This is a genomic window from Mycolicibacterium smegmatis (assembly GCF_001457595.1).
GTDB classification, from domain to species: domain Bacteria; phylum Actinomycetota; class Actinomycetes; order Mycobacteriales; family Mycobacteriaceae; genus Mycobacterium; species Mycobacterium smegmatis.
On the sequence record NZ_LN831039.1, the window covers coordinates 292,721 to 318,715 of the forward strand.

Below are 25,995 nucleotides of genomic sequence, written 5' to 3' on the forward strand. Positions count from 1 at the left end.
CCTACAGCCTGCCTTCGCGGCGCAGCAGGTCCTGCGCGCTCATGCCGCCGCCACGGCGCTTGGTCTCCGGATCCTCCGGAGCGTCCTCACGCGTGTTGAGCTTCTCGGTCGACGGTTCCTGCTCCCGCTGCGGGGGCGTGGGGATCGCCGTCGTCGCATCCGCGGGCGCACCGCCGTTGGGCGGACGCTGCGCGCTGAACGCGGTGGTGGGCGCGTTCTCGTTGCTCCGATCGGCGGGCCCGGCGGGCGGGCGGCCCTGCGGGGCATGGCACGCGTGGTGTCCGTCGAAGGCCGCTGCGGCTGGGCCGGCGGCGGCTGGGGCACGTTCTTGGCCGGCGCGGGACCACGCAACGCGCCCAGCCAGGACTCGATCTCGCGTTCCTCGCGTTGCGGCGGGGCCGGCGGCTGCGCCGGGCCACCCGGGCGCGGCGCACGCTCGGTCGGCGCGGCCGCGCTGCCTGCGCCGCCGTGCACCGCGCTGTTGACCGCATTGCGAACGGCGTTGCGCGCCATGGCGAACCGCGTGGTGGCGGGTTCATCGCCGGCCTGCTGAGCGGGCGCCTGCGGCGGCTGCGGCGGCTGCGGCGGTGTCGAGATGCGCGCGGTACCCGCGGCCGACGGCGCGTTGCTGCGCATCGGCGGCATCGGGCGGACCGGTTCCGGTGCGGGATGCGTCGGATCGTGCGGACGCGGTGGCGGCGGCGGTGCACCGACGCCCACGAGGGCCCGCTGGTCGGCCTCGGACTCGCGCACGGTGGGGCGCTTGCGCTCGTCGGGCAGTTCGGTCTCGCCGAGGCCCAGCTTCTCCTGCACCCGCTTCATCCAGCGCGGGGCCCACCAGCAGTCGTCGCCGAGCAGCTTCATGATGGCGGGCACCAGGAACATACGAATGATGGTGGCGTCCAACAGAAGTGCGATGAGCAGACCGAAGGCCAGGTATTTCATCATCACCAGGTCGGAGAACACGAACGCACCCGCGACCACCGCGAGGATCAGCGCCGCACCGGTGATCAGGCGGCCCGTGGTCGCCGTACCGATGCGGATGGCCTCGGCCGTCGACATACCGCGTTCACGTGCCTCGACCATGCGGGACACCAGGAACACCTCGTAGTCGGTCGACAGACCCCAGATGACCGCGATGATCAGGCCGATCATGGGCGCCATGAGCGGCTGCGGGGTGTAGTTCATCAGCCCCGAGCCGTGGCCGTCGACGAACATCCACGTGAGGATGCCCATCGTCGAACCGAGCGTCAGCGCGCTCATCAACGCGGCCTTGATCGGCAACACCACCGATCCGAACGCCAGGAACATCAGGACGGTCGTCGTGACGATCAGGATCAGCGCCATCAGCGGCAGCTTGTCGAACAGGCTGTGGATCGAGTCCTGTTCAAGCGCCGGGGTTCCGCCGACGAACACCTCGATGCCGTGCGGTGGTTGCAGCGCGCGCAACTCGTCGATCTTCTTGGCCGCGTCGTTGCGGTTCTCCAGACCGTTCTGGATCACCCGCACCGACGGGTCCTTGGACCCGCTGTCGTTGGCCGGGCGTTCCTTCCACATCTTCTCCGGATCGTTGTCCGGGTCGGTGAAGCCGGAGACCGTGAGCGCCTTGGCGCGCATGTCGGCGATCTGGGCGTCGGTGATCGGCTCGCCGTCCTCACGCTTCATCACGAGCGTGAGCGGTTCGGTACGGAAACCGGGGAACAGCTTGTCGAATTGCTCCTGCGACTGGCGCACGGAGTTGTCCGGCGGCAGGTACTTCTCGCTGATGCCGCCGAGGGAAAGCTGCCCCAACGGGATGATCAGCAGCACCATGACCACCAAAATCGGTGCGGCGAACGCGATCGGGCGCTTCATCACGACGTTGACCAGCCGGCCCCAGAAGCCGCGCTCGACCTCTTCGCGCGTCTTGGTCTTCTGCGTCTTCTCGGCGAACCAGTCGATGATGCGCCGCGAGAACTGCCAGTTGGCCAGGAACGGGATCTTCAGCAGCGTCGTCACGCCCAGCGCGTCGACTCGCGGGCCCAGGATCGCCAGCGCGGCCGCCAGCACGGTGATCGACAGGATCGCCGCGAGCATGACCGACGCGATGATGGCGTAGGTGATCGATTTCAGGAAGCCCTGCGGGAACAGCAGCAGCGGCACCGACGACGCGACGATGATCACCGCGGAGAACACGACCGTGCGTCCCGACGTCATCACGGTGCGGCGAACGGCCGCCTCGGTGTCGTAGCCCTCGGCGATCTCCTCGCGGAACCGGCTCACGATGAACAGGCCGTAGTCGATCGCGATACCGAGGCCGATCAGCGTGACCACCGGCTGGGCGAAGAAGTGCACGGGGGTGAACTCGGCGACCAGGCGCATGATGCCCAGCGCGCCCGCGATGGCGAGGCCACCGATGATCGCGGGCAGGGCCGCGGCGATCACGGTGCCGAACACGAAGAACAGCACCACGGCGACCAGCGGGATGGCGGCCACCTCGGCACGCTTCTGGTCCTCGCCGATGGTGCCGGTCAGCTCACTGGCCAGCGGGTTGAGGCCCGCGAGCCGGATGTCGCCGTCGTTGACCTGCTGCAGCTCGGGCTCGACGACCTGATAGTTCTTGAGGATCTCGTCGTCGTCGTCACCTTGGAGCGGGATGCTGATGAACGTGTGCCGCAGATCCTCCGTCTTCATGGCGCTGACGGTCGGGTCGGTGGTGTCGGGGGCCTTGAGCCAGCCCACCCAGCCGACGATCTGATCCTCGTGGTCCTTGACCACCTGATCGAGTTCCTCGGTGACCTTCTTCTGCCACGCCTTGTCGGTGACCTTCTTGTCGTCGGGAGGCGTCAGGATGGCCACCACGTGGCTGGTCCGGTCACGGCCGTACACCTCGTCGCCGATCAGCGACGCCGCGACAGACTGGCTGCCCTCGTCGTAGAAACCGCTCTGCGTGACGTGGTTACCCAGGCTGATCCCGTAGACGCCGCCGCCGAGACACAGGGCCACCATCACACCGATGACGATGTACCTGAACTGGTACACGGTCCGACCCCACCAGGCGAACACTTAGGCTCCTAACGCTTCGATCAAATCTCCAGAGACCCGCGCCTGCGCTGTGCGAGGCTGTTTGTCTGGGTCCGTTGTGGTCTTGTGCAGTTGTCACACACGCGAGGTCAGTAGCGACGACAACGGCCGGAACGGCTGCAGCCACGCCCCCTGCTCGGGTAGCGAGTCCAGGCCGATCCGTGGCAGCGGTTCCCGGAAAACACCAGGAATATCCTCCAGATCGACAAACTCCAAGGTATCCGACGCTAGCGCCCAGCTGGCATGTTCGCGAAATCCGAGAACCTGCACAGGCGTGCCCTCACGGGCGATTTCCTCCAGCGGTTGCCGGAACGCCTGCCCGTCCGCGGAGGCGACCAGTACCGCCGCCAGCCCCTCACGTCTGCGCAGTGCGATGTGGTCGAGCATGTCGCTGTCGACATCGCTGTCTTCATCGATCTTCGGTTTGGCGAAGACGGCGAAACCCACGTTACGCAACGCCTCGACCCACGGGCGCACGACATCGGCGCTACCTGGGGCGATGTTGGTGAAGACCGTCGCCTCGGGCTCATGGGAGATCGCGGTTTCCTCCGCGCCGACACCGTCGGCCAGCTCGGCGGTATAGGCCAGAAGCCATCGGCCCAGCGCGTCGAACCGCGGGCGGTGCGCGGCTGTGGGCCTGCCGCCGAGAATCGACCCGAGGCCCATGTCCAGATTCGGTGCGTCCCAGACCAGCAGGACCCGTCGGACACCCGGAACCGCATCGGTTTCGGGTGAGGATTCTTGCTGGAGGTCCTCCACGATGTCGGGCGTCACACTCATAGGCGTTTCTCCCACACCAGTTCGGCCACCTCGGTGCCGGCCAGGGCCTTGCGCTGGTACTTCGTGACGGGCCGCTCGAGGGATATCGGCAGGTCGTCGCTGGTCGACACCCGGCGCAGCAGCGGCTCGGCGTCGCCGACCTCGGCGATGTGCTCGGCGTATCCCATGTGGTCGGTCGCGGCGTGCAGGACGCCGCCCTCGCGCAACCGGTCGGCGATGAGCGCGACCGTGGCAGGTTGCAGCAACCGGCGCTTGTGGTGGCGGGCCTTGGGCCACGGATCCGGGAAGAAGACCCGCACACCGGTCAGGGTGTTGCTGCCGATCATGTGCTCGAGAACGTCGACGCCGTCGCCGCGAATCATCCGGATGTTGGTGACACCCTCGCGGTCGATCGCGCTGAGCAACTGCGCGAGGCCCTTCCGGTACACCTCGACGGCGATCACGTCGATGTGCGGTTCGGCCTTGGCCATCTCGAGCGTGGACGTCCCGGTGCCCGAGCCGATCTCCAGGACCAACGGTGCCGAGCGTCCGAACCAGGCCTCGGTGTCCAGGTCGGTGATGGGCTGGGAATCCTCGTCTCTGGCCTGCATGCCGAGCTTGGGCCACAGGCGGTCCCAGGTTCCCTGCTGGCCGCCGGACAGCGTCGATCGGCGTGTGCGAAAGCTGGTCACGCGGGGCAGGCGGTGCGGCTCGGCCGGCGGGCCTGCTGAAGCGTTCACGGGGGCCTCTCCAGCGGCGTCGAGGTCGGGAGCCGGTCCGCCCGCGACGTCAGGCACAGGCGCTTGCATCCGTCCATGGTCTCTTATCGGCAGCTGTGTGCCCGCATCGTGGTACAGATTGATACCCAACAGTTGCCTTCGACTGTTATGACCCAAACATCCGTTCGCGAGCCCGTCCGGGCCATGCCACGATTCTTGGCAGGGATGACCAGGGAGTTCACTGTGGAGGGCCGCCAGATGTTCGCAGCCGAGCTGAAGCGGTTTGCCGGCTGCGTCGGCGACGGCAACCGCGACCCGCGGCTGGCGAAGATCTCCGCCCGCGTGTGCGCCCCCGTCGGAGTCTCCGTGCACGGCCGCCGCGGTGTGGGGGTCACCACGGTGGCCGAGGCCCTCGCCGCGAACGGTGTCGCGGTGCGCGACGACGGGCCGGGTGAGCTGGCGGTGCTGGTCACGGCCGAGGTGCTCAAACCAGAGGATCTGACCCTCGCGGACGCGTTGCGGGCACGCGGTGCGGACGTGCTCGTCGTGCTCAACAAGGCCGACCTCGTGGGCCGTGCGCCGGACGGTTCCCTGGCCGCAGCGCACCACCGCGCCCAGCAGCTGCGGGAGCGGACGGGGTTGCCCGTGGTGCCGATGGTCGGGTCGCTCGCGCGGGCCACGCTTTCGCCGCACCTCGTCGAGGCGCTGCGCCTGCTGGCGACGACGCCGGCCGACCTGACCTCGACCGAGGCGTTCCTGGCCGACCCCCACCCGGTCGCGCAGGCGACCCGCACCGAGTTGCTGACCACGCTGGACCGTTTCGGCATCGTGCACGCATGCCGTGAACTGAGCCGCGAGCCGAACGCCGATGCCGCGGTTCTGTCCGCCGCACTGCGGCGCCTCGGCGAGACCGACCGTGTGCTTGCGGCGCTCGATGCGCTGGCCGCACCGCGCAGATACCGGCGGATCGAACGGGCCCTGACCGAACTGCAGGCCGTGGGCGGTGAGAGCGTCGGCCGCTTCCTTGCCGCCGACACCACCGTGGTCGCGGTGATGGATGCCGCGCTCGAGGTCATGCGGGCCGCAGGGGTGGTGGTGCCGTCGCGGCCCGCATGCGGGCGCGATGCGCACCTGCGTCGGGCCAGGTTCTGGTGGCGGTACACCCGTGGCCCGGTGGGCGCGCTGCACGGCAGGTGCGCCGCCGCGATCGCGCGGGGTTCGCTGCGTCTGGCGGGCCTGGACACCGAGGAGGCGGCGCGGCGGTGAGCACCGCGACGGAAGAACCCACACCGGACCCGATCGCCGAGGCGGACGCACTCGTCGCCGCGGTCGACCCTGGGCTGAGCTCACCCGGTGTCCAGGCCCGCGACGTCATCCTCGTGACGGGTCCCTGGCTCGCGGGCACGTCGAGTGTCCTGGCGGCACTGCGGGAACGGATGCCCCAGCACACGTTCGTCGAGTCCGACGACCTGCTGGCCGGCGAGGCGCCCAAGGCAGTGGTGTTCGTGGTCTCGGCCGCCGCGCCGATCACCGAATCAGACTGTGCGCTACTGGATCTGACGACCCAGTACACCGATCTGGTGGTGGGCGCGGTGTCCAAGATCGACGCGCACCGCAACTGGCGCGACGTGTGTGAGGCCGACGCCAAGACCTGCGCCGCGCGGTCGCAGCGCTACGAACGGATGCCGTGGGCCGGCGTCGCCGCTGCCCCCGATCTCGGTGAACCCCGGGTCGATGAGCTCGTGACCGCGCTCACCGAGCTTTCGGGTAATCCAGACATGTTGCGGCGCAACAGGTTACGTGCCTGGGAGGCGCGGCTGGAAGCCGTCATCGGCCGATACGAGGCAGACGCGTCAGGGGCCGACCGCAAGACGCGGCTGGAGACGCTGCGCGAGCGGCGCGCCGAGATCAACCGCACGCGCAGGCTCACCAAGACCGAACGCAGTGTCGCCCTGCGCAGTCAGTTGCAGCAGGCGCGCGTGCAACTCGGTTACTTCGCGCGCAACCGGTGCAACTCGGTGCGCACCGAACTGCAGGAGGACGTCGCGGCGCTGGGCCGGCGACGGATCGGTGAGTTCGAGACGTACGTGCGCGAGCGCTGCGACACCATCGTCGACGAGGTCCACGAGGGTGTCACGGTGCACCTCGGCGACGTCGCGTCGGAACTGGGTCTCGACGCGCCCGCGACGCCGGAGCGTCCCTTGGTGCCCGACATCGCATCGCCGCCGCTGAAGACCCGCACCGTGGAGACCCGCCTGATGGCCGTGCTGGCCGTCGGCTTCGGACTCGGGGTCGCGCTGGCCGTGAGCCGCCTGCTGGCAGGCGCGGCACCTCGTCTCGCGGTCACGGGCCTGGCGGTCGGGGCGCTGGTCGGGTTGCTGCTGGCGGTGTGGGTGGTGAGCATCCGCGGCCTGTTGCACGACCGGGCGGTCCTCGACCGGTGGGTCAACGACGCCACCGCGACAGTTCGCTCGGCGGTCGAGGAGCTCGTCGCGACGCGTGTGCTGCAGGCCGAGGCCGATCTCACGACACAACTTGCCGGTCGTGAGGAGGCCGAAGCCGCGGCGGCCGCCGAGCAGATCGCCGCGATCGACACCGAACTGCGCGAACACGCCGTCGCGACCGCTCGCGCGGCCGCGCTGAGGGACCGTCGGATACCGCCGTTGCGGCGCGCGCTGGACGCCGTCCGCGCCGATTTGTACGGGGATTCGGCTTCTACTGATGAGTAACCCGGGTGTGAGCCTGAACTGAATCGTTCCTGTGAGTGATCGGACAGACAACTGGCTCACGGCTCATATGTGACCCGCGTTAACCTCTACCCAAGGGGCAGCCGTAACCGCGTTGTGACGTGGCTTGGGTTCCAGAAAACCTACGCAGGAGAATTCAATGACCTCAGCGACCATTCCGGGTTTGGACACCGCACCGACTAAACATCAGGGACTGCTGGCGTGGGTCCAGGAGGTTGCGGAGCTGACGCAGCCGGATCGGGTGGTGTTCGCCGACGGCTCCGACGAGGAGTACGAGCGGCTGTGCGCCCACCTCGTCGAGGCCGGCACCTTCCAGAAGCTCAATCCCGAGAAGCAGCCCAATTCGTACCTCGCGCTTTCCGATCCGTCCGACGTCGCGCGTGTCGAATCCCGCACCTTCATCTGCACCGAGCGTGAGATCGACGCGGGTCCGACCAACAACTGGATGGACCCGGCCGAGATGCGCGGCATCATGACCGACCTGTACCGGGGCTCGATGCGCGGCCGCACGCTCTACGTGGTCCCGTTCTGCATGGGCCCGCTGGATGCCGAGGACCCCAAGCTCGGCGTCGAGATCACCGACTCGGAATACGTCGTCGTCTCGATGCGCACCATGACCCGCATGGGCCGGGCCGCGCTGGACAAGCTCGGTGACGACGGCTTCTTCGTCAAGGCCCTGCACTCGATCGGCGCTCCGCTCGAGCCCGGTCAGAAAGACGTGCCATGGCCGTGCAACGACACCAAGTACATCACCCACTTCCCCGAGACCCGTGAGATCTGGAGCTTCGGCTCGGGCTACGGCGGCAACGCGCTGCTGGGCAAGAAGTGCTACTCGCTGCGCATCGCGTCGGCCATGGCCCACGACGAGGGCTGGCTCGCCGAGCACATGCTGATCCTCAAGCTGATCAGCCCCGAGAACAAGGCGTACTTCATCGCCGCGGCGTTCCCGTCGGCGTGCGGCAAGACCAACCTCGCGATGCTGCAGCCCACCATTGAAGGCTGGCGCGCCGAGACCGTCGGCGACGACATCGCGTGGATGCGCTTCGGCAAGGACGGCCGCCTGTATGCGACCAACCCCGAGTTCGGCTTCTTCGGCGTCGCGCCCGGCACCAACTGGTCGTCGAACCCCAACGCCATGAAGACCATCGCCGCGGGCAACACCGTGTTCACCAACGTCGCCAAGACCGACGACGGTGACGTGTGGTGGGAGGGCCTCGAGGGCGACCCGCAGCACCTCATCGACTGGAAGGGCAACGACTGGACGCCGGAGTCCGGTGAGAAGGCCGCCCACCCCAACTCGCGGTACTGCACCCCGATCTCGCAGTGCCCGACGCTGGCGCCCGAGTGGGACGACCCGCAGGGTGTGCCGATCTCGGCGATCCTGTTCGGCGGCCGCCGCAAGACCACGGTCCCGCTGATCACCGAGGCCCGCGACTGGCAGCACGGCGTGTTCATCGGTGCCACCCTGGGTTCGGAGCAGACCGCCGCAGCCGAGGGCAAGGTGGGCACCGTGCGCCGCGACCCGATGGCCATGCTGCCGTTCCTGGGCTACAACGTCGGTGACTACTTCGCGCACTGGATCAACGTGGGCAAGAACGCCGACGAGTCCAAGCTGCCCAAGGTGTTCTTCGTCAACTGGTTCCGTCGCGGCGACGACGGCCGCTTCCTGTGGCCGGGCTTCGGCGAGAACAGCCGCGTGCTCAAATGGGCCGTCGAGCGCATCGAGCACAAGGCCGACGGCAAGAGCACCCCGATCGGCATCGTGCCGACCGCGGCCGACCTCGACCTCGAAGGCCTCGATGTGGACCCCGCCGACGTTGACGAGGCGCTCGCCGTCAAGCCCGAGGAGTGGCGTGCCGAGCTCCCGTTGATCGAGGAGTGGTTCGAGTTCGTCGGTGAGAAGCTGCCGACCGGCCTCAAGGACGAGTTCGACGCGCTCAAGCACCGCCTGTCCGAAGAGGGCTAACCGCTTTTTCGTCGAGCCTGTAGTTACCGTGCAAAAGTGCGAGTGCCGCACACGGTAACTACAGGCTCGACGCATTTCCGGCGGGCTTGTCGGCCCCTGCTGTGACGATGCGGGCATGCGACAGCTGATCGTCGGCAGTCAGGCCCTGGCAGAGGGCACCGTCACCGAGCACGAGCTGCGCCGTTGGTACCGCAGGATGTACCGCGACATCTACATCCCGGCGGGATACACGCCGACGCTGATCGACCACATCGACGGCGCCTGGCTGCGGTCAGGCCGCCAGGGCATCGTCGCGGGCGTCGCGGCGTCGGCGTTGTTCGGGGCCGACTGGGTGGACGCCGGGATCGCGGTGGAGATGGTGTGGGACAACACCCGCCCGCCGCGGGGGATCATTGCGCGCGACGAGCGCACCGAGGACGACGAGATCACCACCGCGCAGTGCATCACTGTCACCACCCCCGCGCGCACTGCGTTCGACCTGGGACGTCACCTCCGGCGGAGCGAGGCACTGGCGCGGATGGACGCGCTGATGCGCGCGACGGCGTTCTCGCCCGACGACGTGGCCGCCCTCGCCGAGCGGTATCGCGGCGCGCGAGGGATCCGTCAACTGCGCGAGTTGCTGCCGCTCGTCGATGGCGGAGCCGAATCTCCCCGCGAGACGCGGACTCGGCTACTGCTTCTCGACGCGGGCTTTCCACGCCCGACGACGCAGATCCCGGCCGTGGACGAGCGTGGCCGGTTGGTGCGCATGCTCGACATGGGGTGGGAAGAGTTCATGGTCGCGGCCGAGTACGACGGGGATCAACACCGCACGGAGCGCGCGCGGTACGTCAAGGACATCCGAGTGTGGCCGAAACTGCGGGAATTGGGGTGGGACGTGATCCGCGTGATCAAAGAGGACCGCGACAGTGACGTCCTGCAGCGGGTGCACCGGGCGCTGGTCGCGCGGGGCTGGGACGGAAAACTGCTGCCCCGCCTCAGATCCTTACAAGATCGACGCATTTCGCGGCCCACTTGACACCCGTCAAGTGGCGCCGGTTACAGTCTGGTCATGCAGATCCGCGAGCACGTTGGCGCGAACAAGCCCGCCATCATCCTCTACCCGTCTGGAACCGTCGTCACCTTCGATGAGCTCGAGGCGCGCGCGAACCGCCTGGCGCACCATTTCCGCAACCAGGGCCTGCAAGAGGGTGACGTCGTCGCGATCCTGATGGAGAACAACTCCCACATCCACACGGTGATGTGGGCCGCGCGGCGCAGCGGGCTGTACTACGTCCCGATCAGCACGCACCTGACCGCTGCCGAGGCCGCGTACATCGTCGACAACAGCGGCGCCAAGGCGATCGTGGGCTCGGCGAAGATGCGCGACGTCCTCGCGGGCCTCGGCGACGAACTCCCCAACGGTCTGCCGGACACGCTGCTCATCGCCGACGGGGATCTCGACGGCTGGCTGCGTTACCCCGAGGCCGTCGCCGATCTGCCCGACACCCCGATCGACGACGAACTCGACGGCGATCTGCTGCAGTACTCGTCGGGCACGACGGGCCGGCCCAAGGGCATCAAACGTGAACTGCCGCATGTGCATCCGTCGGAGAACCCGGGCATGATGGCGGCGCTGATCAGCTTCTGGATGACGCCCGACTCGGTGTACCTGAGCCCCGCCCCGCTGTACCATACGGCGCCGTCGGTGTGGTCCATGCAGGTGCAGGCGGCCGGCCACACGACGGTGGTGATGGAGAAGTTCGACGCAGAAGGCTGCCTCGAAGCGATCCAGAAGCACCGCGTGACGCACGGTCAGTTCGTGCCGGCGATGTTCACCCGCATGCTGAAACTCCCTGAGTCCGTGCGCAACTCGTACGACGTGTCCAGCCTCAAGCGCGTCATGCACGCCGCCGCGCCGTGCCCGGTCGACATCAAGAAGCAGATGATCGACTGGTGGGGCCCGATCGTCGACGAGTACTACGCGTCCTCGGAGGCCATCGGCGCGACGCTGATCACGGCCGAGGAGTGGCTGAAGCATCCCGGTTCGGTGGGCAAGCCGCTGACCGGCATCGTGCATGTCCTCGACGAGGACGGCAACGAACTGCCGCCCGGGCAGGCCGGCGAGATCTTCTTCGAGGGCGGGCAGGACTTCGAGTACCTCAACGACGCCGAGAAGACGGCATCCTCACGCGACGCGCGTGGCTGGAAGACCGTGGGCGACATCGGGTATCTCGACGAGGAGGGCTACCTCTACCTCACCGACCGCCGGCACCACATGATCATCTCGGGCGGGGTGAACATCTACCCGCAGGAAGCCGAGAACATGCTGGTCACGCACCCCAAGGTGATGGACGCCGCGGTGTTCGGTGTCCCCGACGACGAGATGGGGCAGAGCGTCAAGGGTGTGGTGCAGACGGTCGACCCGGCCGATGCCACACCGGAATTCGGCGAGGAACTGCTTGCCTGGCTGCGGGACCGGCTCGCGCACTACAAGTGCCCGCGCTCGATCTCGTTCGAGCTGCAGCTGCCCCGCACCGACACCGGCAAGCTGTACAAGCAGGAGCTCATCGCGAAATATTCGTGATGTGATCGAACTGCCCGGCGGCATCCGGATCGGCCTGACCACCGACGTCGATGATGACGACGAACTCGACGACGCGACGTTCACGTTGAGTGAGGCCGCCACCGACGACCCCAGGGTCGTCACGGTGGCCTCGATCGCCGAGACCCTCGCGCTGCTCACCGATCGGTGCGAACGCCGGCCGCAGACCGCGGCCGTGTGCGACGACGTGCTGCGTGGTTTCGACCCGGACGCCTCGACGTTCAGCGGGGTCATCACCGAATCACTCGCGTACTCGACGCTGCAGGCCGGTGCGGAGTTCGCCCGCTGGCTCGACGAGCGCGGTCCCGCGACCGTGCCGCAGCTGCCGGACCCGGTGCAGGCCAATCGTGACGGCAACACGCTGCACGTCCGGTTCAACCGGCCGCAGCGTCACAATGCGTTCTCCACCGATGCCCGCGCCGCGCTGCTGGAGGCCCTCGAGGTGGCCCGTCTCGATTCTTCGGTCGACGAGGTCGTCCTCGGCGGCAACGGCCGGAGCTTCTGCAGCGGAGGCGATCTCGCCGAGTTCGGGTCGTTCGCCGATCCGGCCACCGCACACCTCGCGCGGACCAGACACAGCCCGGCACTGGTGCTCGACGAGTTGACGGCCCGCCTCGGCAGGCGCTGCCGCGCACACGTGCACGGCCAGGTGCTGGGCAGCGGCCTGGAGATGGCGTGCTTCTGCGGCCGGGTGAGCTGCGACCCGGACGCGACGCTCGGCCTGCCCGAACTGGCGCTGGGCCTGATCCCGGGGGCGGGCGGAACCGTGAGCATCACGCGCCGGATCGGCCGTTGGCGCACAGCGTATCTGGTGCTCTCGGGCCGCACGATCGATCCCATGACGGCGCTGTCGTGGGGTCTGGTCGACGAGATCGTCAGCGTTGCCGCGCCGGCCTGACGATCACCTCGTTGACGTCGACGTCCGCGGGCTCGTTGACGGCGTAGGAGACCGCGCGGGCGATCGCATCGGGCGGAATCGACTCGGCCCGGTAGATTTCCATGGCCTTCGCGGCGTCGGGATCGGTGATCGTGTGCGCCAGTTCGGATTCCACGACGCCGGGCGAAATCGTGGTGACACGGATCGAGGGGTCGAGTTCCAGTCGCAAACCTTCGGTGATCGCCCACGCGGCGTGCTTGGTGGCACAGTAGACCGCACCGGTGGGCACCACCTGGTGCGCGCCGATCGACGCCATCGTGACGAAGTGGCCGTGCCCCTGGCGCTGGAAATGCGGTAGCGCCGCGGCGATGCCGTTGAGCAGGCCGCGGACGTTGACGTCGATCATGGTGTCCCACTCGTCGACCAGCAGTGCGTCCATCCGTGACAGCGGCATCACGCCCGCGTTGTTGACGATCGCGTCGATGCGTCCGTGCTCGCTGACCGTCTCGTCGACGAATGCGGCCATGTCGGCGCGGTCGGTCACGTCGACACGGCGGACGTGCAGGTTCTCGCGTTTCAGTGTGGCCAGCCGGTCGGCGCGCCGGGCGCCGCCGACCACCTGATGCCCTTCGCCGGCCAGGCGGACCGCGACCGCTTCACCGATTCCACTCGTCACGCCCGTGACCAGGATGATCTTCTTCTTCTCACTCATGCATCCAGCGTCACGGCCGCGAACCTGGGCCACCAGGATGCGACGTTCCTGGGTGCGCTGCACCCCCCAAACGGCCCCGTACGGTGTCGACACCGCGCCTAAAGTGTGAACATGACCGATCTGGGCGACTACCTGCGCAGTCGACGCGCACTGGTCACCCCGGCCGACGTCGGGCTGCCTGCTGTCGGGCACCGCCGCGTGCCCGGGTTGCGCCGCGAAGAGGTGGCGTTGCTCGCCGGCCTGAGCGTCGACTACTACATCCGGCTCGAGCAGGGCCGGGAACGTTCCCCGTCGGCTCAGGTACTGGAGGCGCTCGCGGCGGTGTTGCGGCTCGACGAGGACGGGCGCCGGCACCTGTTCGCGGTCGCCGGGCTGACCCCGCGGATGCGGCTCGCCCCGGTGCCCGACCGGGTGGACCCGGCGTTGATGCGGCTCATGGCGGCCTGGCCCGACAACCCGGCTCTGGTGTACAACCGCGCCTACGACCTGCTGGCCTCCAACACGCTGGCGGATGCCCTGTACGACGGCATCCTGCACGACAACATGCTGCTGATGGTGTTCACCGAACCGCGGGCTCGCGAGCTGTACGCCGACTGGCCGGTGATCTCCGCCGACGCGGTTGCCGGATTCCGCATGAACCACGGCATCGCCCCGCACGATCCGCGCATCGACGCGGTGCTGAAAGAACTGCTCGACCGCAGCGCGGAGTTCGGCGAGTTGTGGGCCAGGCACGACGCCCGGGGGAAGTCCGCCACGGTCAAGAGCTTCCGGCATCCACAGGTGGGCGCCCTGACCCTGCAGATGCAGACGTTCGACGTGCGGTCCGCGCCCGGCCAGGAACTGGTGGTCTACCAGGCTGAGCCGGGTACGCCCAGCGCCGACGCGTTGAAGCTGTTGGGGAGTCTGGCTGCCACGGCAGACGCGTGAATAGCATGTGAAGCCGTGACTGCACATGGCCAGGCCTCCGGTGGTCCCTACTTCGACGATCTCAAGGTCGGGCAGGTCTTCGACACCGCGCCGTCGATGACGCTCACCGAGGGGGCCGCGGCGGCGCACCAGGCCGTCATCGGCGACCGTTTGCGCCTGTCGCTGGACGCCGAACTCTCCTCGGCGGTCACCGGAGAGCCGGGACCGCTCGCGCATCCGGCGCTGGTGTGCGACGTGGCCATCGGGCAGAGCACGCTGGTCACGCAGCGTGTGAAGGCCAACCTGTTCTACCGCGGCCTGGCGTTCCACAGGTTCCCGGTGATCGGTGACACCCTGACCACCCGCACCGAAGTCGTCGGACTCAAGCAGAACTCGAACAAACCGGGCCGGGCGCCGACAGGTCTGGCGGCGCTGCGGATGACGACCACCGACCACAAGGACCGCCTGGTCCTCGACTTCTACCGCTGCGCGATGCTCCCGCTGTCCGAAAATGGCGGTGACACCGGGTATTCCGATGATCTGTCCGCGATCGGTGCCGACGCGTCGCCGACGCCGACAGCGCATTGGGACGCCGACGCCTACCGTGCGCGGGTGCCGGGACCGCATCTCGACGATCTACGTGACGAACTGGCGGGTGCGGTGTTGCGCAGCACGGCCGACGTTGTCAGCAGCGCCCCCGAACTCGCCAGGCTGACGCTGAACATCGCTGCCACGCACCATGACTGGCGTTCCGGGGGCAGGCGCCTGGTGTACGGCGGGCACACCATCGGACTAGCGCTGGCGCAGGCCACCCGGTTGCTGCCGAACCTGGTGACCGTTCTGGGCTGGGAGTCCTGCGACCACACCGGACCCGTCCACGAGGGCGACACCGTGTTCAGCGAACTACATGTCGAATCGATCGAGGCGAATGTGGTGGGCCTGCGCTCGATCGTGTTCGCCGCGGGTGGGCCCGATGGTGGGGCCGACAGGCAGGTGCTCGACTGGCGGTTCAGTGCGCTGCTGTTCTGACCGCAACCCTTGCCGCAAACCGGGGCGGCCTCGGCGATGACCGGGATCTCGGGGGCCGTGGCGGCCCGTGCGCAGCAGGTGGCCGACGCGTTCGCCCGGATGACGGGTGTGGCCGTCGATGCCCGGGTGCTGCTCACCGGTCGTGCCGCGCTGCTCGGTATGTGCCCGCAAGGGTGTATCTCGGCAGGTGGTGCGACGCATCTGTTTCCGTCGCGGAAGGGGACCTGGTGCGCGCTGACGTTGTCGCGACCTGACGATGTGGCCGCCGTGCCTGCCCTGGTGCAGGCCGACACCGTGGACGCCGACCCCTGGCCTGTGGTCGAGACCTGGGCGGCTGCGACCGAGGCGCACGCCATCACCGAGCGTGCGAGGCTGCTCGGCCTGCCCGCGGCGGTGCTCGGTGAGACAGTCCCTGCGGCGCCGCGCATCACCCGCATGTGGCCACGGGGAACAGGCAGGCCCTTGACCGGATTGCTGGTGGCCGATCTGTCCTCGATGTGGGCGGGACCGCTGTGCGGCCAGTTGCTGCGGCAGGCCGGTGCCACGGTGGTCAAGGTGGAAAGTCACGCCCGGCCCGACGGCACCCGCAACGGCCCGCAGGTGTTCTTCGATTGGATGAACCACGGAAAGCTCTCGTATGTCGCCGATTTCGGCGAACCCTCCGCGCTGGGGGCGCTGCTGGATGTCGCCGACGTCGTGATCGAGTCCTCGCGGCCCACCGCACTGGTGCGGCGTGGTCTCGGCCCGGACGTGGTGGCATCGCGCGAAGGCCGGGTGTGGGTGCGGATCACCGGCCACGGCACCACCGGTGAGCACGCCGACTGGGTGGCCTTCGGCGACGACGCCGCGGTGTCCGGTGGCCTGGTCAAGAACCACCATGGCACACCAAGTTTCGCGGGCGACGCGATCGCCGACCCGCTCACCGGTCTGCACGCCGCACACGCGGTCGCCGAATCCCTCACGCGCGGTGGCGGGGACCTGATCGAGTTCGCGATGTCCGCGGTCGCCGCGACATACGCGGATCTGGCGACCACCGGTGCTGATATCGCCACCGTCGAGCCCGCATCTGCGCCGGCCGGGCCCGCCCTCGGCGCCGACAACGGCGCCGTGACGAGGCTGATCGCCGGGAGCCGGCCATGCTGATCCAGCGGGCGAGCCTGCTGGACGGCAGGATCGCCGACATCCGGGTGGGGGAGGCCATCGAAGATGTCGGTCCATCCCTACGGGCGCGGCGTGGCGAGGCGGTGCTCGATGCCGCGCTCGGCGCCGTCATCCCCGGGCTCCACGACCACCACGTGCACGTGTATTCCGCTGCCGCCGAACAGAACTCACTGAGGGTCGGCCCCCGCGAAGCGCACGACACCGGCGAACTGCGGCGCCTGCTCGCCGGTGCCGCGCCCGGTGCGGACGGCTGGATCCGGGCAATCGGCTACCACGAGCAGGTGGCCGGCCCGCTCGACCGTGACCGACTCGACGCGCTGGCCCCGGCAGTACCGGTGCGCGTGCAACACCGCAGCGGCGTGCTGTGGGTGCTGAACTCCGCGGGTCTCGCCGCGATAAACAGGCCGGATCACCCGGACGGCATACTGCGCAGCGCGGACCCGACCTGGGCCGAGGCGCTGCCGCGCCGCGACACCGACATCGATTCGTACGCCGAGCGTCTGGCGCGCTACGGCATCACGGGTATCACCGACGCCACGCCCGATCTCTCCGAACCTCCGCGCGGTCTGCCCCAGCACCTGCACGTGCTGGCGCCGGGGAAGAAGATCCTGCACGACGACATGCTCGATCTGGACGGCCTGGTCACCTGGATCGGCGAACGCCACGCCCGGGGCGTCCCGGTCGCGGTGCACTGTGTCACCTCGGCGCAACTCGTCGTCACCATCGCGGCAATGCGGGTCACCGGAGTGCTGCCCGGTGACCGAATCGAGCATGCGGCGATGGTGCCCGAGGACTGCGTGAGGGATCTGTGCGAACTCGGCGTGACCGTGGTGACCCAGCCGAATTTCGTCACCGAGCGCGGCGACGCGTACCGCAGCGACGTCGATGCCGCCGACCACCACCAGCTGTGGCGGGTCGCAACGCTTCTGGCTGCGGGGGTACGCGTGGCGCTGTCCACAGACGCGCCGTTCGGTGACGCCGATCCCTGGGCGGTGATGCGTGCCGCGGTGCACCGCCGGACTCCGCACGGATTCGTCCTCAACCCGGCCGAACGCATACCGCCGCGCACGGCGCTCGAGCTCTTCTTCGGTACGGCACAGGATCCGGCGCATCCACGGCGGGTGGACGTGGGGCAGCCGGGGGATCTGTGCGTGCTCGCGGCGCCGCCGCGGCAAGTGGTGGAGACACTCGACGCAGATCTGGTCGCTGCCACCATCATCGGCGGTTCGGTGGTGTTCAGCCGGTGAATGTCTGGCGGAGACGCGGCATGCCCGCGTTGCTCGGCTCAGCCGCGCTGGGGTTCACCGGCTTGGCGTTTCTGCTGCCGGTGGCTCCGATGTGGGCGGTGCACATCGGCGCCGACAACCTGGGCGCCGGGCTGGTCAACACGGTCCTGATGGCGTGCACTGTGGTCGCCCAGCTGCTGGTGGGGCGGCTCATCCGCAGGGTGGGTATGCGTGTCACGCTCGCGATCGGCCTGCTGCTGCTGGGCGGGCCCGCGCTGCTGCATCTGTTCGCCGAAACCCTGTGGGCGGTACTGGTGCTCGCGGCGTTGCGTGGTCTGGGGTTCGGCATCCTCACGGTGTCCGGGGTCGACGGCGTCGCGGGGCTGTTCGCCCAGGAACACCGCGGCCGCGCGGTCGGTGCGTACGGACTGGCAATCGCCGCACCGCAGTTCATCTTCACCCCGCTGGCGCCGTGGCTGGCCGAACAGGCCGGTTTCGGGCTGGTCTTCGCACTCGCGACCGCCCCGGTGCTCGCGATCCCGTTCGCACTCGCCTTCACCCGTCCGGTGCCGACACCGCCGCGTCGCGACGACGACGAGAAATTCGCGCTCACAGCCGGTTTGGTGAGCCCGATCGTCGCGCTCGTGGTGATCACGGCCTCGGGTGGCGCGATCCTGACGTTCGCACCGCAGTTCGGTAGTGCGGAGGCCGCATTCGCGTCGCTTCTGGCGTTGACCGGCCTGACCGCGCTCGCGCGCTGGCTCGTCGGCGGCCTGGCCGACCGATTCGGCCCGGCGCGGTTCATCCAGCCGCTGCTGTATCTGGGGGCGGTCGGGCTCGCGACCGTCGCGACCGGCATCGCGCGCGGGGCGCTGATCGGCGAGATCCTGATCGTGGTGGGCGCGGCGCTGGTCGGCATCGCCTACGGCGCGCTGCAGAACGTGACGCTGGTGCAGGCCTTCGCCGCAACGGGTGAGCACGCCCGCAGCAAGGTGAGCGTCGCGTGGAACGTCGGCTTCGACGGCGGGACGGGGATCGGTGCGCTGGCGGTCGGTGCGCTGGCCACCTCCGGTTCGTTCCCGATGGCCTTCGCGGTGCTGGCCGCTGCGTGCGCCGTCATGGGTGTGGCGTCGTACTTCGCCCACCGGCGGACGGTGTGAACGCATACGGGGCGGCACGGGTGGGTACTCCGCACCGATGGACCAAACCGAGACGCCTCTGCTCGACGCGCTGAACGAGTACCACGCGTCCAACCGGTACGGCTACTCCCCGCCCGGCCATCGACAGGGCCGCGGCGTCGACGACCGTGTGCTGCGTGTGCTGGGACGCGAACCGTTCCTCAGTGATGTGCTGGCCAACGGCGGCTTGGACGACCGCCGCAGCAGCAACGGCTACCTGCAGAAAGCCGAGGATCTGATGGCCGAGGCGGTGGGAGCCGACACCGCGTGGTTCTCCACCTGTGGCAGTTCGCTGTCGGTCAAGGCCGCGATGATGGCCGTCGCGGGCGGCGACGGCAGCCTGCTGCTGAGTCGCGACAGCCACAAGTCTGTGGTCGCCGGCCTGATCTTCTCGGGTGTGATGCCACGCTGGATCACGCCACGGTGGGACGCCGACCGGCACCTGTCGCACCCGCCGTCGCCCGAGGAGGTCGAGGAGACCTGGCGGCGGTATCCCGACGCCGCCGGTGCGCTGATCGTGAGCCCGAGCCCGTACGGCACGTGTGCCGATCTCGCCGGCATCGCCGACGTATGCCATGCCCGGGGTAAACCGCTGATCGTCGACGAGGCCTGGGGCGCCCACCTGCCGTTCCACGAGAACCTGCCGACATGGGCCATGGACGCGGGCGCGGATGTGTGCGTGGTCAGCGTGCACAAGATGGGCGCGGGTTTCGAGCAGGGCTCGGTGTTCCACCTGCAAGGTGATCTCATCGATCAGGACCGGTTGTCCGCGTGTGCCGACCTGCTGATGACCACGAGCCCGAATGTGCTGGTGTACAGCGCGATCGACGGCTGGCGACGGCAGATGGTCGAACACGGCCACCGATTGTTCAGTGCGGCACTCGATCTCGCCGATGACACCCGCCGTCGCATCGAGGAGATCGACGACGTCGAGGTGCTCGACGAAGAATTACTCGGCGCGCAGGCCTCGCACGATCTGGACCGGTTGCAGATCCTCATCGACGTGTCGGCCACCGGCACCTCGGGCTACCAGGCCGCCGACTGGCTGCGGGAGAACTGCCAGGTGGACGTCGGGATGTCCGACCATCGCCGGATCCTGGCCACCATGTCGGTGGCCGACGGATCCGATACCGCGGGGCGCCTGCTGCACGCACTGTCGTTGTGGCGCAAGGCCGCAGATGACTTCGCGCCGCCGCCCCCGATCGATCTCCCGTCGCCGGCCGAACTCCAGTTGACAACGGAGACCTCTCCGCGGGATGCGTTCTTCGCCGAGGTCGAACAGATCCCGGTCGAGCATGCGGTGGGCCGCATCGCCGCCGAGCAGATCACACCCTATCCGCCCGGGATCCCCGCGGTGGTGCCGGGGGAGCGACTCAACGAAGCAGTGCTCGACTACCTCGTGACCGGCGTGCAGGCGGGTATGAACCTGCCGGATCCGGCCGATCCGCAGATGGGCTCCATCCGGGTCATGGCCTGACATCTGCTGCGACACGCAGATCGTCGACCAGGCCCGCGAACGCGGATTCGCGTTCCTCCTTGGGTCCGCGCAGCAGAGACGACGGGTGAACGGTGGCGACCAGCGCCGGATCTCCCGGTTCGTCGTCGACGTGCAGGACCTCGCCGCGATGCTGCGTGACGCGAAAGTCGTTGCCCAGCAGTGCCTTGGCGGCGGTTGCGCCGAGCAGCACCACGACATCGGGCTCCACGGAGGTCATCTCGGCGATGAGCCAGGGACGGCACGCCACCACCTCGGTACGACTGGGGGTCTTGTGGATGCGTCGTTTGCCTCCCGCTGCCCGCGTGAACTTGAAGTGCTTGACCGCGTTGGTGACGTAGAGGGCATCGCGGTCGATGTCGGCGGCGTCCAGCGCGCGGTCCAGGAGCCGGCCCGCGGGACCCACGAAGGGCAGGCCCGCCAGGTCCTCTTTGTCACCGGGCTGCTCGCCGATCATCATGATGCGTGCCGAGCGCCCGCCCGCGCCGAAGACCGCCTGCGTGGCGTCGCGATACAACCCGCAGCCTCGGCATTCGCCTGCCGCGGCAGCGAGTTCGGCCAGGTCCGCCGTGTGGGGGACGAACTCCTGCGCACCTGCCATGTCCGATGGGATACCCACTTCCCGGGTTGATTGCTGTTTCAAAACCCGCCGTACGGGTAATCACCGCCCGCAACAGCGAGAGGAAACCATGAGCAGCAGCGTGAGCACCATCGATGCCAGGCCGGATCAGCCGGCCGGCAAGCAGATCCTGCATCGTCGCCGCAGCGCGGAGTCCTTCGCTCTGGCCGCAGGCTGTCGCGCGTTCGTACGCAACGCTGTTCGCGTGTGGGCCATGCAGCCGAATCTCGCGTGGCCACTCGGCTCGATCGACCGCATGGTGGGCCTCTTGCCGCACCGGGTCGATGCCAAGATCCGGTCCGTCCAATTACCCGACTGCGCCGCGGAATTGGTGTGTGCGAACGGGGTGAGCGCAGATCGCGCGATTCTCTACCTGCACGGCGGCGCGTTCATGACGTGCGGTATCAACACGCATCGCTCACTCGTGGCGCGGCTTTCCAGAGAGGCCGACGCCGCGGTGCTCAACGTCGGATACCGCATGCTCCCCAAATACGGTCTGGCCGAGGCGATCGACGACGCCGTGGCCGGTTTGCGCTGGCTGCAGGAGCAGGGTTACACGTCGGATCAGATCGTGATCGCCGGGGACTCGGTGGGCGGCTATCTCGCGCTGGCCACCGCGTTGCAGCTGTCTTCGCGCGGCGAGGTGCCCGCGGCCGGGATCGCGGCGATCTCGCCGCTGACCGATCTGGATCCCGCGAGCAAGCTCGAACACCCCAACGCCCGCAAGTGCGCGATGTTCACAGGCGCCGCACTCGCGGGGTTCGCGAAGTATCTGCACCGCTGTGAGCGTCGCCCCGTCAGCCGTCGGGAGGCGGCCGCGTTGGTGAACCCGGTGACGGCCGACCTGACGAAGCTACCGCCCGTGACGGTGCACGTCAGCGCCGACGAGTCGCTCTACTCCGATTCCGAACTTCTGGCCGGCAGGCTCGCGGAGGCCCAGGTGCCCTGTGAGCTGCATGTGTGGCACGGGCAGGTGCACGATTTCCCGCTGGCGGCAGACATCTTGCCCGAGGGTCGTCGGGCGCTGCGCTACGTCGGTGACTTCGTCAAGCAGACGACGGGCACCCGGCTGGCGAACGTCTCCTGATCAGCCGACCTGACGGTGCAGCGTCACCGAGGCCGTGCGGTTGTCGGTGCCGCTGTTCGACGCGGCCGCGATACCGCGGCCTTTCGCGGTCACCGCGAGCGCGGTGCGGTCGCCGCGGAACAGATCGCGCGAGAACTCGTACGGTGTGCCGGTCTGATCGAAGGTGACGCGCGTGATCAGCAGAAGCGCGGCCTTGGGCTTGATGCCCAGCAGGGTGGCCTCGTTGCTCGTGGCGTTGACGGCTTCGATGCGCTCGTCGGCACGGCCGGGCACCAGACCGTACTGCGATTCGAGGACCTCGTAGAGCGATCCGCCGAGCTGCTGTTCGAGCAGACCCGGAAACTTCTCGGCCGGAAACTGCGCCTGCTCAAGGGATATCGGGGACCCGTCGGCCAACCGCACACGCTGGATCTCGACGACGTACTCTCCCGGCCCGAGACGCAGCGCGGTACGGGTGGTCTGGTCGGGCGTGGTGATGCGGGTCGACAGGATTCGGGTGCCCGCCACATATCCCTGATTGGCGAGGAACGCCGGGACGCCCACCACGTCCGACAGGTTGCGTTCCACCTGGCCGTGGCTGATGAAGATGCCGCCGGACCGCCCGATCACGCGGTGGACCAGGCCGGCCTCCTCCAGGGCGGCCAGTACCTGACGCAGGCTCGAGCGGCTGGTGCCGTACTTCTCGGCGAGGTCGCGTTCGCTTCCGAGCTTGGCGCCCGGTGTTCCCGCGTTGATGTCGGCGACCAGACGGCGTCGCAACTCCTCGCTCTGTACTGGCACCAGACCCCCTCGCCCGCGCATTGGTACAGCCAATTCTAAACCGGTCGAGCTACAACTCGGCGATTGCGAGGTGCGATTCGGGCAGCACCTGCCCACCATCGACGACCAGCGTCTGTCCCGTGACGTAGGCCGCCTCGTCGGTTGCGAAGAACAGCGCTGCGTTACCGATGTCGGCAACCGATCCGAGGCGCCCGGCCGGGATGGCGGACGCCATTTGGTCGAGGTAGTCCTGGCCCATTTCGTCGAGGCCCTCGGTCATGATGTTGCCGGGGAGCACCGCGTTGATCGTGATCTTCTTGGGTGCGAGCTCCATGGCCGCGGTGCGCAGGAAGCCGAGCTGGGCGGCCTTGCTGGCCCCGTAGTGCGACCAGCCGGGGTATCCGGTGATGGGACCCGTGATGGACGACGTGACGACGACGCGACCGTGGCCGCTGGCAGTCAGCGCCTGCAGGGCGGCCTGCACGATGTAGACGGTGCCCTTGAAGTTGACGCCGAGGACCTGCTCGATGTCATCGGGGGTGAGGTCTTCGAGCCGGCCGGACGGGAAGATGCCTGCGTTGGCGCACACGATGTCGAGTCCGCCGTGGCGCGAGACGGTCTCGGCGACCGTGCGGCGGGCATCCTCGGGGTCGGTGACGTCGGCCCGCAGCGCGGTGACCTTGCCGCGCGTGCCCGAGAGGTCCGCGACCGTGCGGTCGAGGTCGTCCTGGTTGCGTCCGGTGATCACGACGTCGACACCGGCGTTGGCGAAGGTCTCGGCGATACCGCGGCCGATGCCCTTGCTGCCGCCGGTGACGATGGCCGATCGGCCCTCAAGAGAGGTGAACATGTTGAGTCCTCGAAAGTTTGGTGGGTGTGCGGGAGATCAGGTCAGGCGCAGTCCGTCGGACGACAGATAGCGCTCGGCGAGTGCGCAGCTGCCCGCGGCGTAGCTGATCGCCTTGGTGGCGGATTCCCGGGAGTGGGTGTGGCTGCCCATCCAGGCCAACAGCAGGAGCCTGCGCAGGAACACGAACGACGGCAGCATGGCCTCGTCGGCAGCGGCCAGCTCGCGTCGGGAGCGATAGCCCGCCACCCAGGACTCCTGCCATTCGCCAAGCCGCGGGTCGTCTTCGATGAACGACACTGCTGTGCCGAAATCGTAGAAATACCAACCGAATCCGCAGTCGTCGAAATCGATGACGGTGATGGTGCGTTGCGGCGTCGACGAGTCGACGAGCAGGTTGGCCAGACGCAGGTCGGCGTGGATCAGCCCGTAGCGGTCAGGTCCGGAGCCGTATTCCTTCAGCTTGCGGTGCAGCAGGTCCTGTGCGCGGGTGAGCAGTGCGGTCTCGGACGCGCCGACGCCTTCGGCGTCCTGCCACCGTCCCCAGCGTGGTGTGTCGCCGAGGCAGTGTTCCCAGTCCCATGAGAACCGGCCGAAACCCGCAGGACGGGTCCACCGCTGCGAGTGTTCGTGCAGGGACGCGGTGATGCGCCCGAGGGTCTGGAAATCGTCGAGGGTCAACGATTCCTCGTCGGGCTCGGCGCCGCCGACCATCTCGAAGTGCACCACGTGACGCGGGACCGCGTCGGAATCGGCGGGGTCGACCGTGACCACACGGCGTCCGTCGCGCGCGGGCACCACCGTGGGCACCGTGACATCGCTGTCGGTGCGCAGGGCAGCCAACCAGTCGAGTTCGGACTCGATCTCGTGCGGCTGGTGGTAGTCCTGCCGGTGAACCCTCAGGATCGACTGGTGCTCGCCGTCCTCGACCAGGTAGGTCGCGTTCTCGGACAGGTTGAGCAGTCGCAGGGACGCGTTGTCGGAGACGTCGTAATGCGTCAGTGCCTGTTGTGCGATGGTGACATCGTCGGTGATCACGCCCATCAGTGTTCCTGCCCTTCGATCGCGCTCAGCACGGTGGTGATGTGATCGCGCGCCACCGTCACCTCATCGGTGCTGCCACCGATGTAGAGGCGTCCGGCCGCGCCGATCATCTGCACGTCGACCACGGTAAGCCCGGGAGCCACGCGCTCGGCCTCATTGGCCGCCACCGCCGCGAACAACGCCGGCGTCATCTCGTACACCAGCAGCGACTGCCCCGGCAGGATCATCGACGCCTGCCGGTTGCGGTTGAGGATGACCGCGTGCTGGTCGGTGATGTCGGTGATGATGTCGTGGAAGAGCACGCGCGGGCGCAACTGGTCCTCGGCCCTGTTGCCCGTGCCCGCGAGGATCGCCTCGCCCGCGCGACGTACCTCGTCGAGGCTGGCCGAGTGGATCTCCAGTACGCCGAACTGCCGCTCGACGTAGAGGATTCCGGGCTGGACGCCCGGCACCGCGCGCAGCGCCAGGTCGATCACGCGCTCGATCGCCAGTGCCGGGGACACCTCGACGATCAGCGCGTGCTCGCCCTCGTACGGCGGATAGCCGCGGGCCCGGGTCGGGGTACCGAGGTAGGCCGCGAACTGCCGCTGCAGGTCTTCGACCAGCAGGTAGACGCGGATCTGGGTACGGATCCTCTCGGTTTCCGGTGCGACCATGGCTACTTGCTGGACACCGAGAAGTGCGCGCCCAGTTCGCTGTGCGGACGCGGGATGACATGCACGCTGACGAGTTCGCCGACCTGCGAGGCGGTTTCGGCGCCGGCCTCGGTCGCGGCCTTGACCGCGCCGACCTCACCCGTGACGATCACCGCGACGAGTCCGTCGCCCACCTGCTGGCGGTCGGTGATGGTGACGTTGGCGGCCTTGACCATGGCGTCGGCAGCGGCCAGGGCGGCCACGTAACCCTTGGTCTCGATCAATCCGATTGCGTTGCTGGACATGGGTTTATCTCCTTACTCGGCGGGGTTGCTATCTGATCTGGTGTCGATGGAGCCGATGATGAGGGCGTCGATCGGCGGTGGCGTCCCGGTGAACCAACTCGACGCCACCGAGCCCTGGGCGATCAGGACGTGTTCGCCCACGCCGCTGCCGAGGACGTCGAAGGCGATCATCCGGCTGCCGGTGCCCTCGACCTCGACCTCCAGGAACGCGCCGGCCGGGATGCCCTCGATCCGGCGCGTCGACCACACATTGCCGGTGACGGTCGCTCTCAACACG

The 25,995-nt window shown here is 68.4% G+C and carries 23 protein-coding genes and 1 pseudogene; 13 read left to right on the top strand and 11 right to left on the bottom strand.

The features are described from left to right. Position 1: 1 nt before the first annotated feature. From mmpL3 to trmB, 3 genes and pseudogenes are all read right to left on the bottom strand, one after another. A pseudogene (gene mmpL3 / locus AT701_RS01295) lies at positions 2 to 3,045 on the bottom strand (trehalose monomycolate exporter MmpL3). 93 nt (positions 3,046 to 3,138) lie between these two features. Then, positions 3,139 to 3,843, bottom strand: coding sequence for an NYN domain-containing protein (locus tag AT701_RS01300; protein ID WP_029104288.1), 705 nt, complete (start codon positions 3,841 to 3,843; stop codon positions 3,139 to 3,141). Next, positions 3,840 to 4,649: a tRNA (guanosine(46)-N7)-methyltransferase TrmB gene (trmB, locus tag AT701_RS01305; RefSeq protein ID WP_029104289.1), complete on the bottom strand. Its 810-nt coding sequence runs from the start codon at positions 4,647 to 4,649 to the stop codon at positions 3,840 to 3,842. Before trmB ends, AT701_RS01300 begins: the two co-directional genes overlap by 4 nt. Positions 4,650 to 4,766: 117 nt before the next feature. On the opposite strand from trmB, the gene AT701_RS01310 reads away from it, so the two are divergent. The 6 genes from AT701_RS01310 (at position 4,767) to AT701_RS01335 (ending at position 12,736) form a co-directional block, all read left to right on the top strand. Next, the gene (locus tag AT701_RS01310) at positions 4,767 to 5,807 is read left to right on the top strand and encodes a P-loop NTPase family protein (protein WP_223495250.1); all 1,041 of its coding nucleotides are present in this window, start codon (positions 4,767 to 4,769) and stop codon (positions 5,805 to 5,807) included. Next, a complete protein-coding gene (locus AT701_RS01315; RefSeq protein WP_058124977.1) occupies positions 5,804 to 7,270 on the top strand; it encodes a hypothetical protein in 1,467 nt (488 codons plus the stop codon). Before AT701_RS01310 ends, AT701_RS01315 begins: the two co-directional genes overlap by 4 nt. Before the next feature lie 157 nt (positions 7,271 to 7,427). Further along, a complete protein-coding gene (locus AT701_RS01320) occupies positions 7,428 to 9,254 on the top strand; it encodes a phosphoenolpyruvate carboxykinase (GTP) (RefSeq protein ID WP_011726783.1) in 1,827 nt (608 codons plus the stop codon). A gap of 115 nt (positions 9,255 to 9,369) precedes the next feature. Beyond that, positions 9,370 to 10,272 (top strand): type IV toxin-antitoxin system AbiEi family antitoxin, encoded by a 903-nt coding sequence (locus tag AT701_RS01325; protein ID WP_058124978.1) that lies wholly within the window; start codon positions 9,370 to 9,372, stop codon positions 10,270 to 10,272. Positions 10,273 to 10,305: 33 nt separating this feature from the next. Next, the gene (gene fadD4, locus AT701_RS01330; RefSeq protein WP_011726785.1) at positions 10,306 to 11,820 is read left to right on the top strand and encodes a fatty-acid--CoA ligase FadD4; all 1,515 of its coding nucleotides are present in this window, start codon (positions 10,306 to 10,308) and stop codon (positions 11,818 to 11,820) included. Position 11,821: 1 nt separating this feature from the next. Beyond that, a complete protein-coding gene (locus tag AT701_RS01335) occupies positions 11,822 to 12,736 on the top strand; it encodes an enoyl-CoA hydratase/isomerase family protein (RefSeq protein ID WP_081319324.1) in 915 nt (304 codons plus the stop codon). Here the strand turns inward: AT701_RS01335 and AT701_RS01340 are convergent. Then, complete coding sequence (locus AT701_RS01340) at positions 12,714 to 13,427, bottom strand: SDR family oxidoreductase (RefSeq protein ID WP_058127489.1); 714 nt, start codon at positions 13,425 to 13,427, stop codon at positions 12,714 to 12,716. The genes AT701_RS01335 and AT701_RS01340 overlap by 23 nt on opposite strands. Positions 13,428 to 13,538: 111 nt before the next feature. Between AT701_RS01340 and AT701_RS01345 the strand changes: the two genes are divergently transcribed. Genes AT701_RS01345 through AT701_RS01370 form a run of 6 tightly spaced genes read left to right on the top strand, consistent with a single transcriptional unit; the run spans position 13,539 to position 20,404 of the window. Then, a complete protein-coding gene (locus tag AT701_RS01345; RefSeq protein ID WP_058124979.1) occupies positions 13,539 to 14,354 on the top strand; it encodes a helix-turn-helix domain-containing protein in 816 nt (271 codons plus the stop codon). Positions 14,355 to 14,369: 15 nt separating this feature from the next. Further along, positions 14,370 to 15,362, top strand: coding sequence for a MaoC family dehydratase (locus AT701_RS01350; protein ID WP_058124980.1), 993 nt, complete (start codon positions 14,370 to 14,372; stop codon positions 15,360 to 15,362). 36 nt (positions 15,363 to 15,398) lie between these two features. Then, positions 15,399 to 16,505 carry a CoA transferase gene (locus AT701_RS01355; RefSeq protein ID WP_011726790.1) on the top strand — a complete coding sequence of 369 codons (1,107 nt, stop codon included), beginning with the start codon at positions 15,399 to 15,401 and terminating at the stop codon, positions 16,503 to 16,505. After that, positions 16,499 to 17,770 carry an amidohydrolase family protein gene (locus AT701_RS01360; RefSeq protein WP_011726791.1) on the top strand — a complete coding sequence of 424 codons (1,272 nt, stop codon included), beginning with the start codon at positions 16,499 to 16,501 and terminating at the stop codon, positions 17,768 to 17,770. The genes AT701_RS01355 and AT701_RS01360 overlap by 7 nt, the downstream gene beginning before the upstream one ends. A gap of 20 nt (positions 17,771 to 17,790) precedes the next feature. After that, positions 17,791 to 18,909 carry an MFS transporter gene (locus AT701_RS01365; RefSeq protein WP_058124981.1) on the top strand — a complete coding sequence of 373 codons (1,119 nt, stop codon included), beginning with the start codon at positions 17,791 to 17,793 and terminating at the stop codon, positions 18,907 to 18,909. A 37-nt stretch (positions 18,910 to 18,946) separates the two neighbouring features. After that, positions 18,947 to 20,404 carry an aminotransferase class I/II-fold pyridoxal phosphate-dependent enzyme gene (locus AT701_RS01370; protein ID WP_058124982.1) on the top strand — a complete coding sequence of 486 codons (1,458 nt, stop codon included), beginning with the start codon at positions 18,947 to 18,949 and terminating at the stop codon, positions 20,402 to 20,404. Here the strand turns inward: AT701_RS01370 and AT701_RS01375 are convergent. Next, the gene (locus AT701_RS01375; RefSeq protein WP_081319325.1) at positions 20,394 to 21,023 is read right to left on the bottom strand and encodes a UdgX family uracil-DNA binding protein; all 630 of its coding nucleotides are present in this window, start codon (positions 21,021 to 21,023) and stop codon (positions 20,394 to 20,396) included. The two genes, AT701_RS01370 and AT701_RS01375, sit on opposite strands and share 11 nt — an antisense overlap. An 88-nt stretch (positions 21,024 to 21,111) precedes the next feature. Here AT701_RS01375 and AT701_RS01380 point away from each other — a divergent pair, with 88 nt between their 5' ends. Then, positions 21,112 to 22,128: an alpha/beta hydrolase gene (locus AT701_RS01380; protein WP_058124983.1), complete on the top strand. Its 1,017-nt coding sequence runs from the start codon at positions 21,112 to 21,114 to the stop codon at positions 22,126 to 22,128. Here the strand turns inward: AT701_RS01380 and AT701_RS01385 are convergent, their stop codons facing one another. Genes AT701_RS01385 through AT701_RS01410 form a run of 6 tightly spaced genes read right to left on the bottom strand, consistent with a single transcriptional unit; the run spans position 22,129 to position 25,994 of the window. After that, positions 22,129 to 22,908: a GntR family transcriptional regulator gene (locus AT701_RS01385; protein WP_011726796.1), complete on the bottom strand. Its 780-nt coding sequence runs from the start codon at positions 22,906 to 22,908 to the stop codon at positions 22,129 to 22,131. Between the two features lie 49 nt (positions 22,909 to 22,957). Then, complete coding sequence (fabG, locus tag AT701_RS01390) at positions 22,958 to 23,737, bottom strand: 3-oxoacyl-ACP reductase FabG (RefSeq protein ID WP_003891622.1); 780 nt, start codon at positions 23,735 to 23,737, stop codon at positions 22,958 to 22,960. Between the two features lie 36 nt (positions 23,738 to 23,773). Then, a complete protein-coding gene (locus AT701_RS01395; protein WP_058124984.1) occupies positions 23,774 to 24,778 on the bottom strand; it encodes a phosphotransferase enzyme family protein in 1,005 nt (334 codons plus the stop codon). Then, positions 24,778 to 25,434, bottom strand: a complete 657-nt coding sequence (locus tag AT701_RS01400) for a hypothetical protein (protein ID WP_003891624.1) — start codon at positions 25,432 to 25,434, stop codon at positions 24,778 to 24,780. The genes AT701_RS01395 and AT701_RS01400 overlap by 1 nt, the downstream gene beginning before the upstream one ends. Before the next feature lie 2 nt (positions 25,435 to 25,436). Next, positions 25,437 to 25,718, bottom strand: a complete 282-nt coding sequence (locus tag AT701_RS01405; protein ID WP_003891625.1) for a BMC domain-containing protein — start codon at positions 25,716 to 25,718, stop codon at positions 25,437 to 25,439. Between the two features lie 12 nt (positions 25,719 to 25,730). Next, entirely contained in the window at positions 25,731 to 25,994 is a 264-nt protein-coding gene (locus AT701_RS01410; RefSeq protein WP_003891626.1) for a EutN/CcmL family microcompartment protein, read from the bottom strand. Between the last annotated feature and the right edge of the window lies 1 nt (position 25,995).

Coding starts and splice junctions, on each gene's coding strand:
- AT701_RS01300 (WP_029104288.1), bottom strand. CDS start 3,843: ATGAGTGTGACGCCCGACATCGTGGAGGACCTCCAGCAAGAATCCTCA.
- AT701_RS01365 (WP_058124981.1), top strand. CDS start 17,791: ATGCCCGCGTTGCTCGGCTCAGCCGCGCTGGGGTTCACCGGCTTGGCG.
- AT701_RS01405 (WP_003891625.1), bottom strand. CDS start 25,718: ATGTCCAGCAACGCAATCGGATTGATCGAGACCAAGGGTTACGTGGCC.
- AT701_RS01380 (WP_058124983.1), top strand. CDS start 21,112: ATGAGCAGCAGCGTGAGCACCATCGATGCCAGGCCGGATCAGCCGGCC.
- AT701_RS01370 (WP_058124982.1), top strand. CDS start 18,947: ATGGACCAAACCGAGACGCCTCTGCTCGACGCGCTGAACGAGTACCAC.
- fabG (WP_003891622.1), bottom strand. CDS start 23,737: ATGTTCACCTCTCTTGAGGGCCGATCGGCCATCGTCACCGGCGGCAGC.
- AT701_RS01345 (WP_058124979.1), top strand. CDS start 13,539: ATGACCGATCTGGGCGACTACCTGCGCAGTCGACGCGCACTGGTCACC.
- AT701_RS01360 (WP_011726791.1), top strand. CDS start 16,499: ATGCTGATCCAGCGGGCGAGCCTGCTGGACGGCAGGATCGCCGACATC.
- AT701_RS01395 (WP_058124984.1), bottom strand. CDS start 24,778: ATGGGCGTGATCACCGACGATGTCACCATCGCACAACAGGCACTGACG.
- AT701_RS01325 (WP_058124978.1), top strand. CDS start 9,370: ATGCGACAGCTGATCGTCGGCAGTCAGGCCCTGGCAGAGGGCACCGTC.
- AT701_RS01340 (WP_058127489.1), bottom strand. CDS start 13,427: ATGAGTGAGAAGAAGAAGATCATCCTGGTCACGGGCGTGACGAGTGGA.
- fadD4 (WP_011726785.1), top strand. CDS start 10,306: ATGCAGATCCGCGAGCACGTTGGCGCGAACAAGCCCGCCATCATCCTC.
- AT701_RS01320 (WP_011726783.1), top strand. CDS start 7,428: ATGACCTCAGCGACCATTCCGGGTTTGGACACCGCACCGACTAAACAT.
- AT701_RS01355 (WP_011726790.1), top strand. CDS start 15,399: ATGACCGGGATCTCGGGGGCCGTGGCGGCCCGTGCGCAGCAGGTGGCC.
- AT701_RS01375 (WP_081319325.1), bottom strand. CDS start 21,023: ATGGCAGGTGCGCAGGAGTTCGTCCCCCACACGGCGGACCTGGCCGAA.
- AT701_RS01310 (WP_223495250.1), top strand. CDS start 4,767: ATGACCAGGGAGTTCACTGTGGAGGGCCGCCAGATGTTCGCAGCCGAG.
- AT701_RS01400 (WP_003891624.1), bottom strand. CDS start 25,434: ATGGTCGCACCGGAAACCGAGAGGATCCGTACCCAGATCCGCGTCTAC.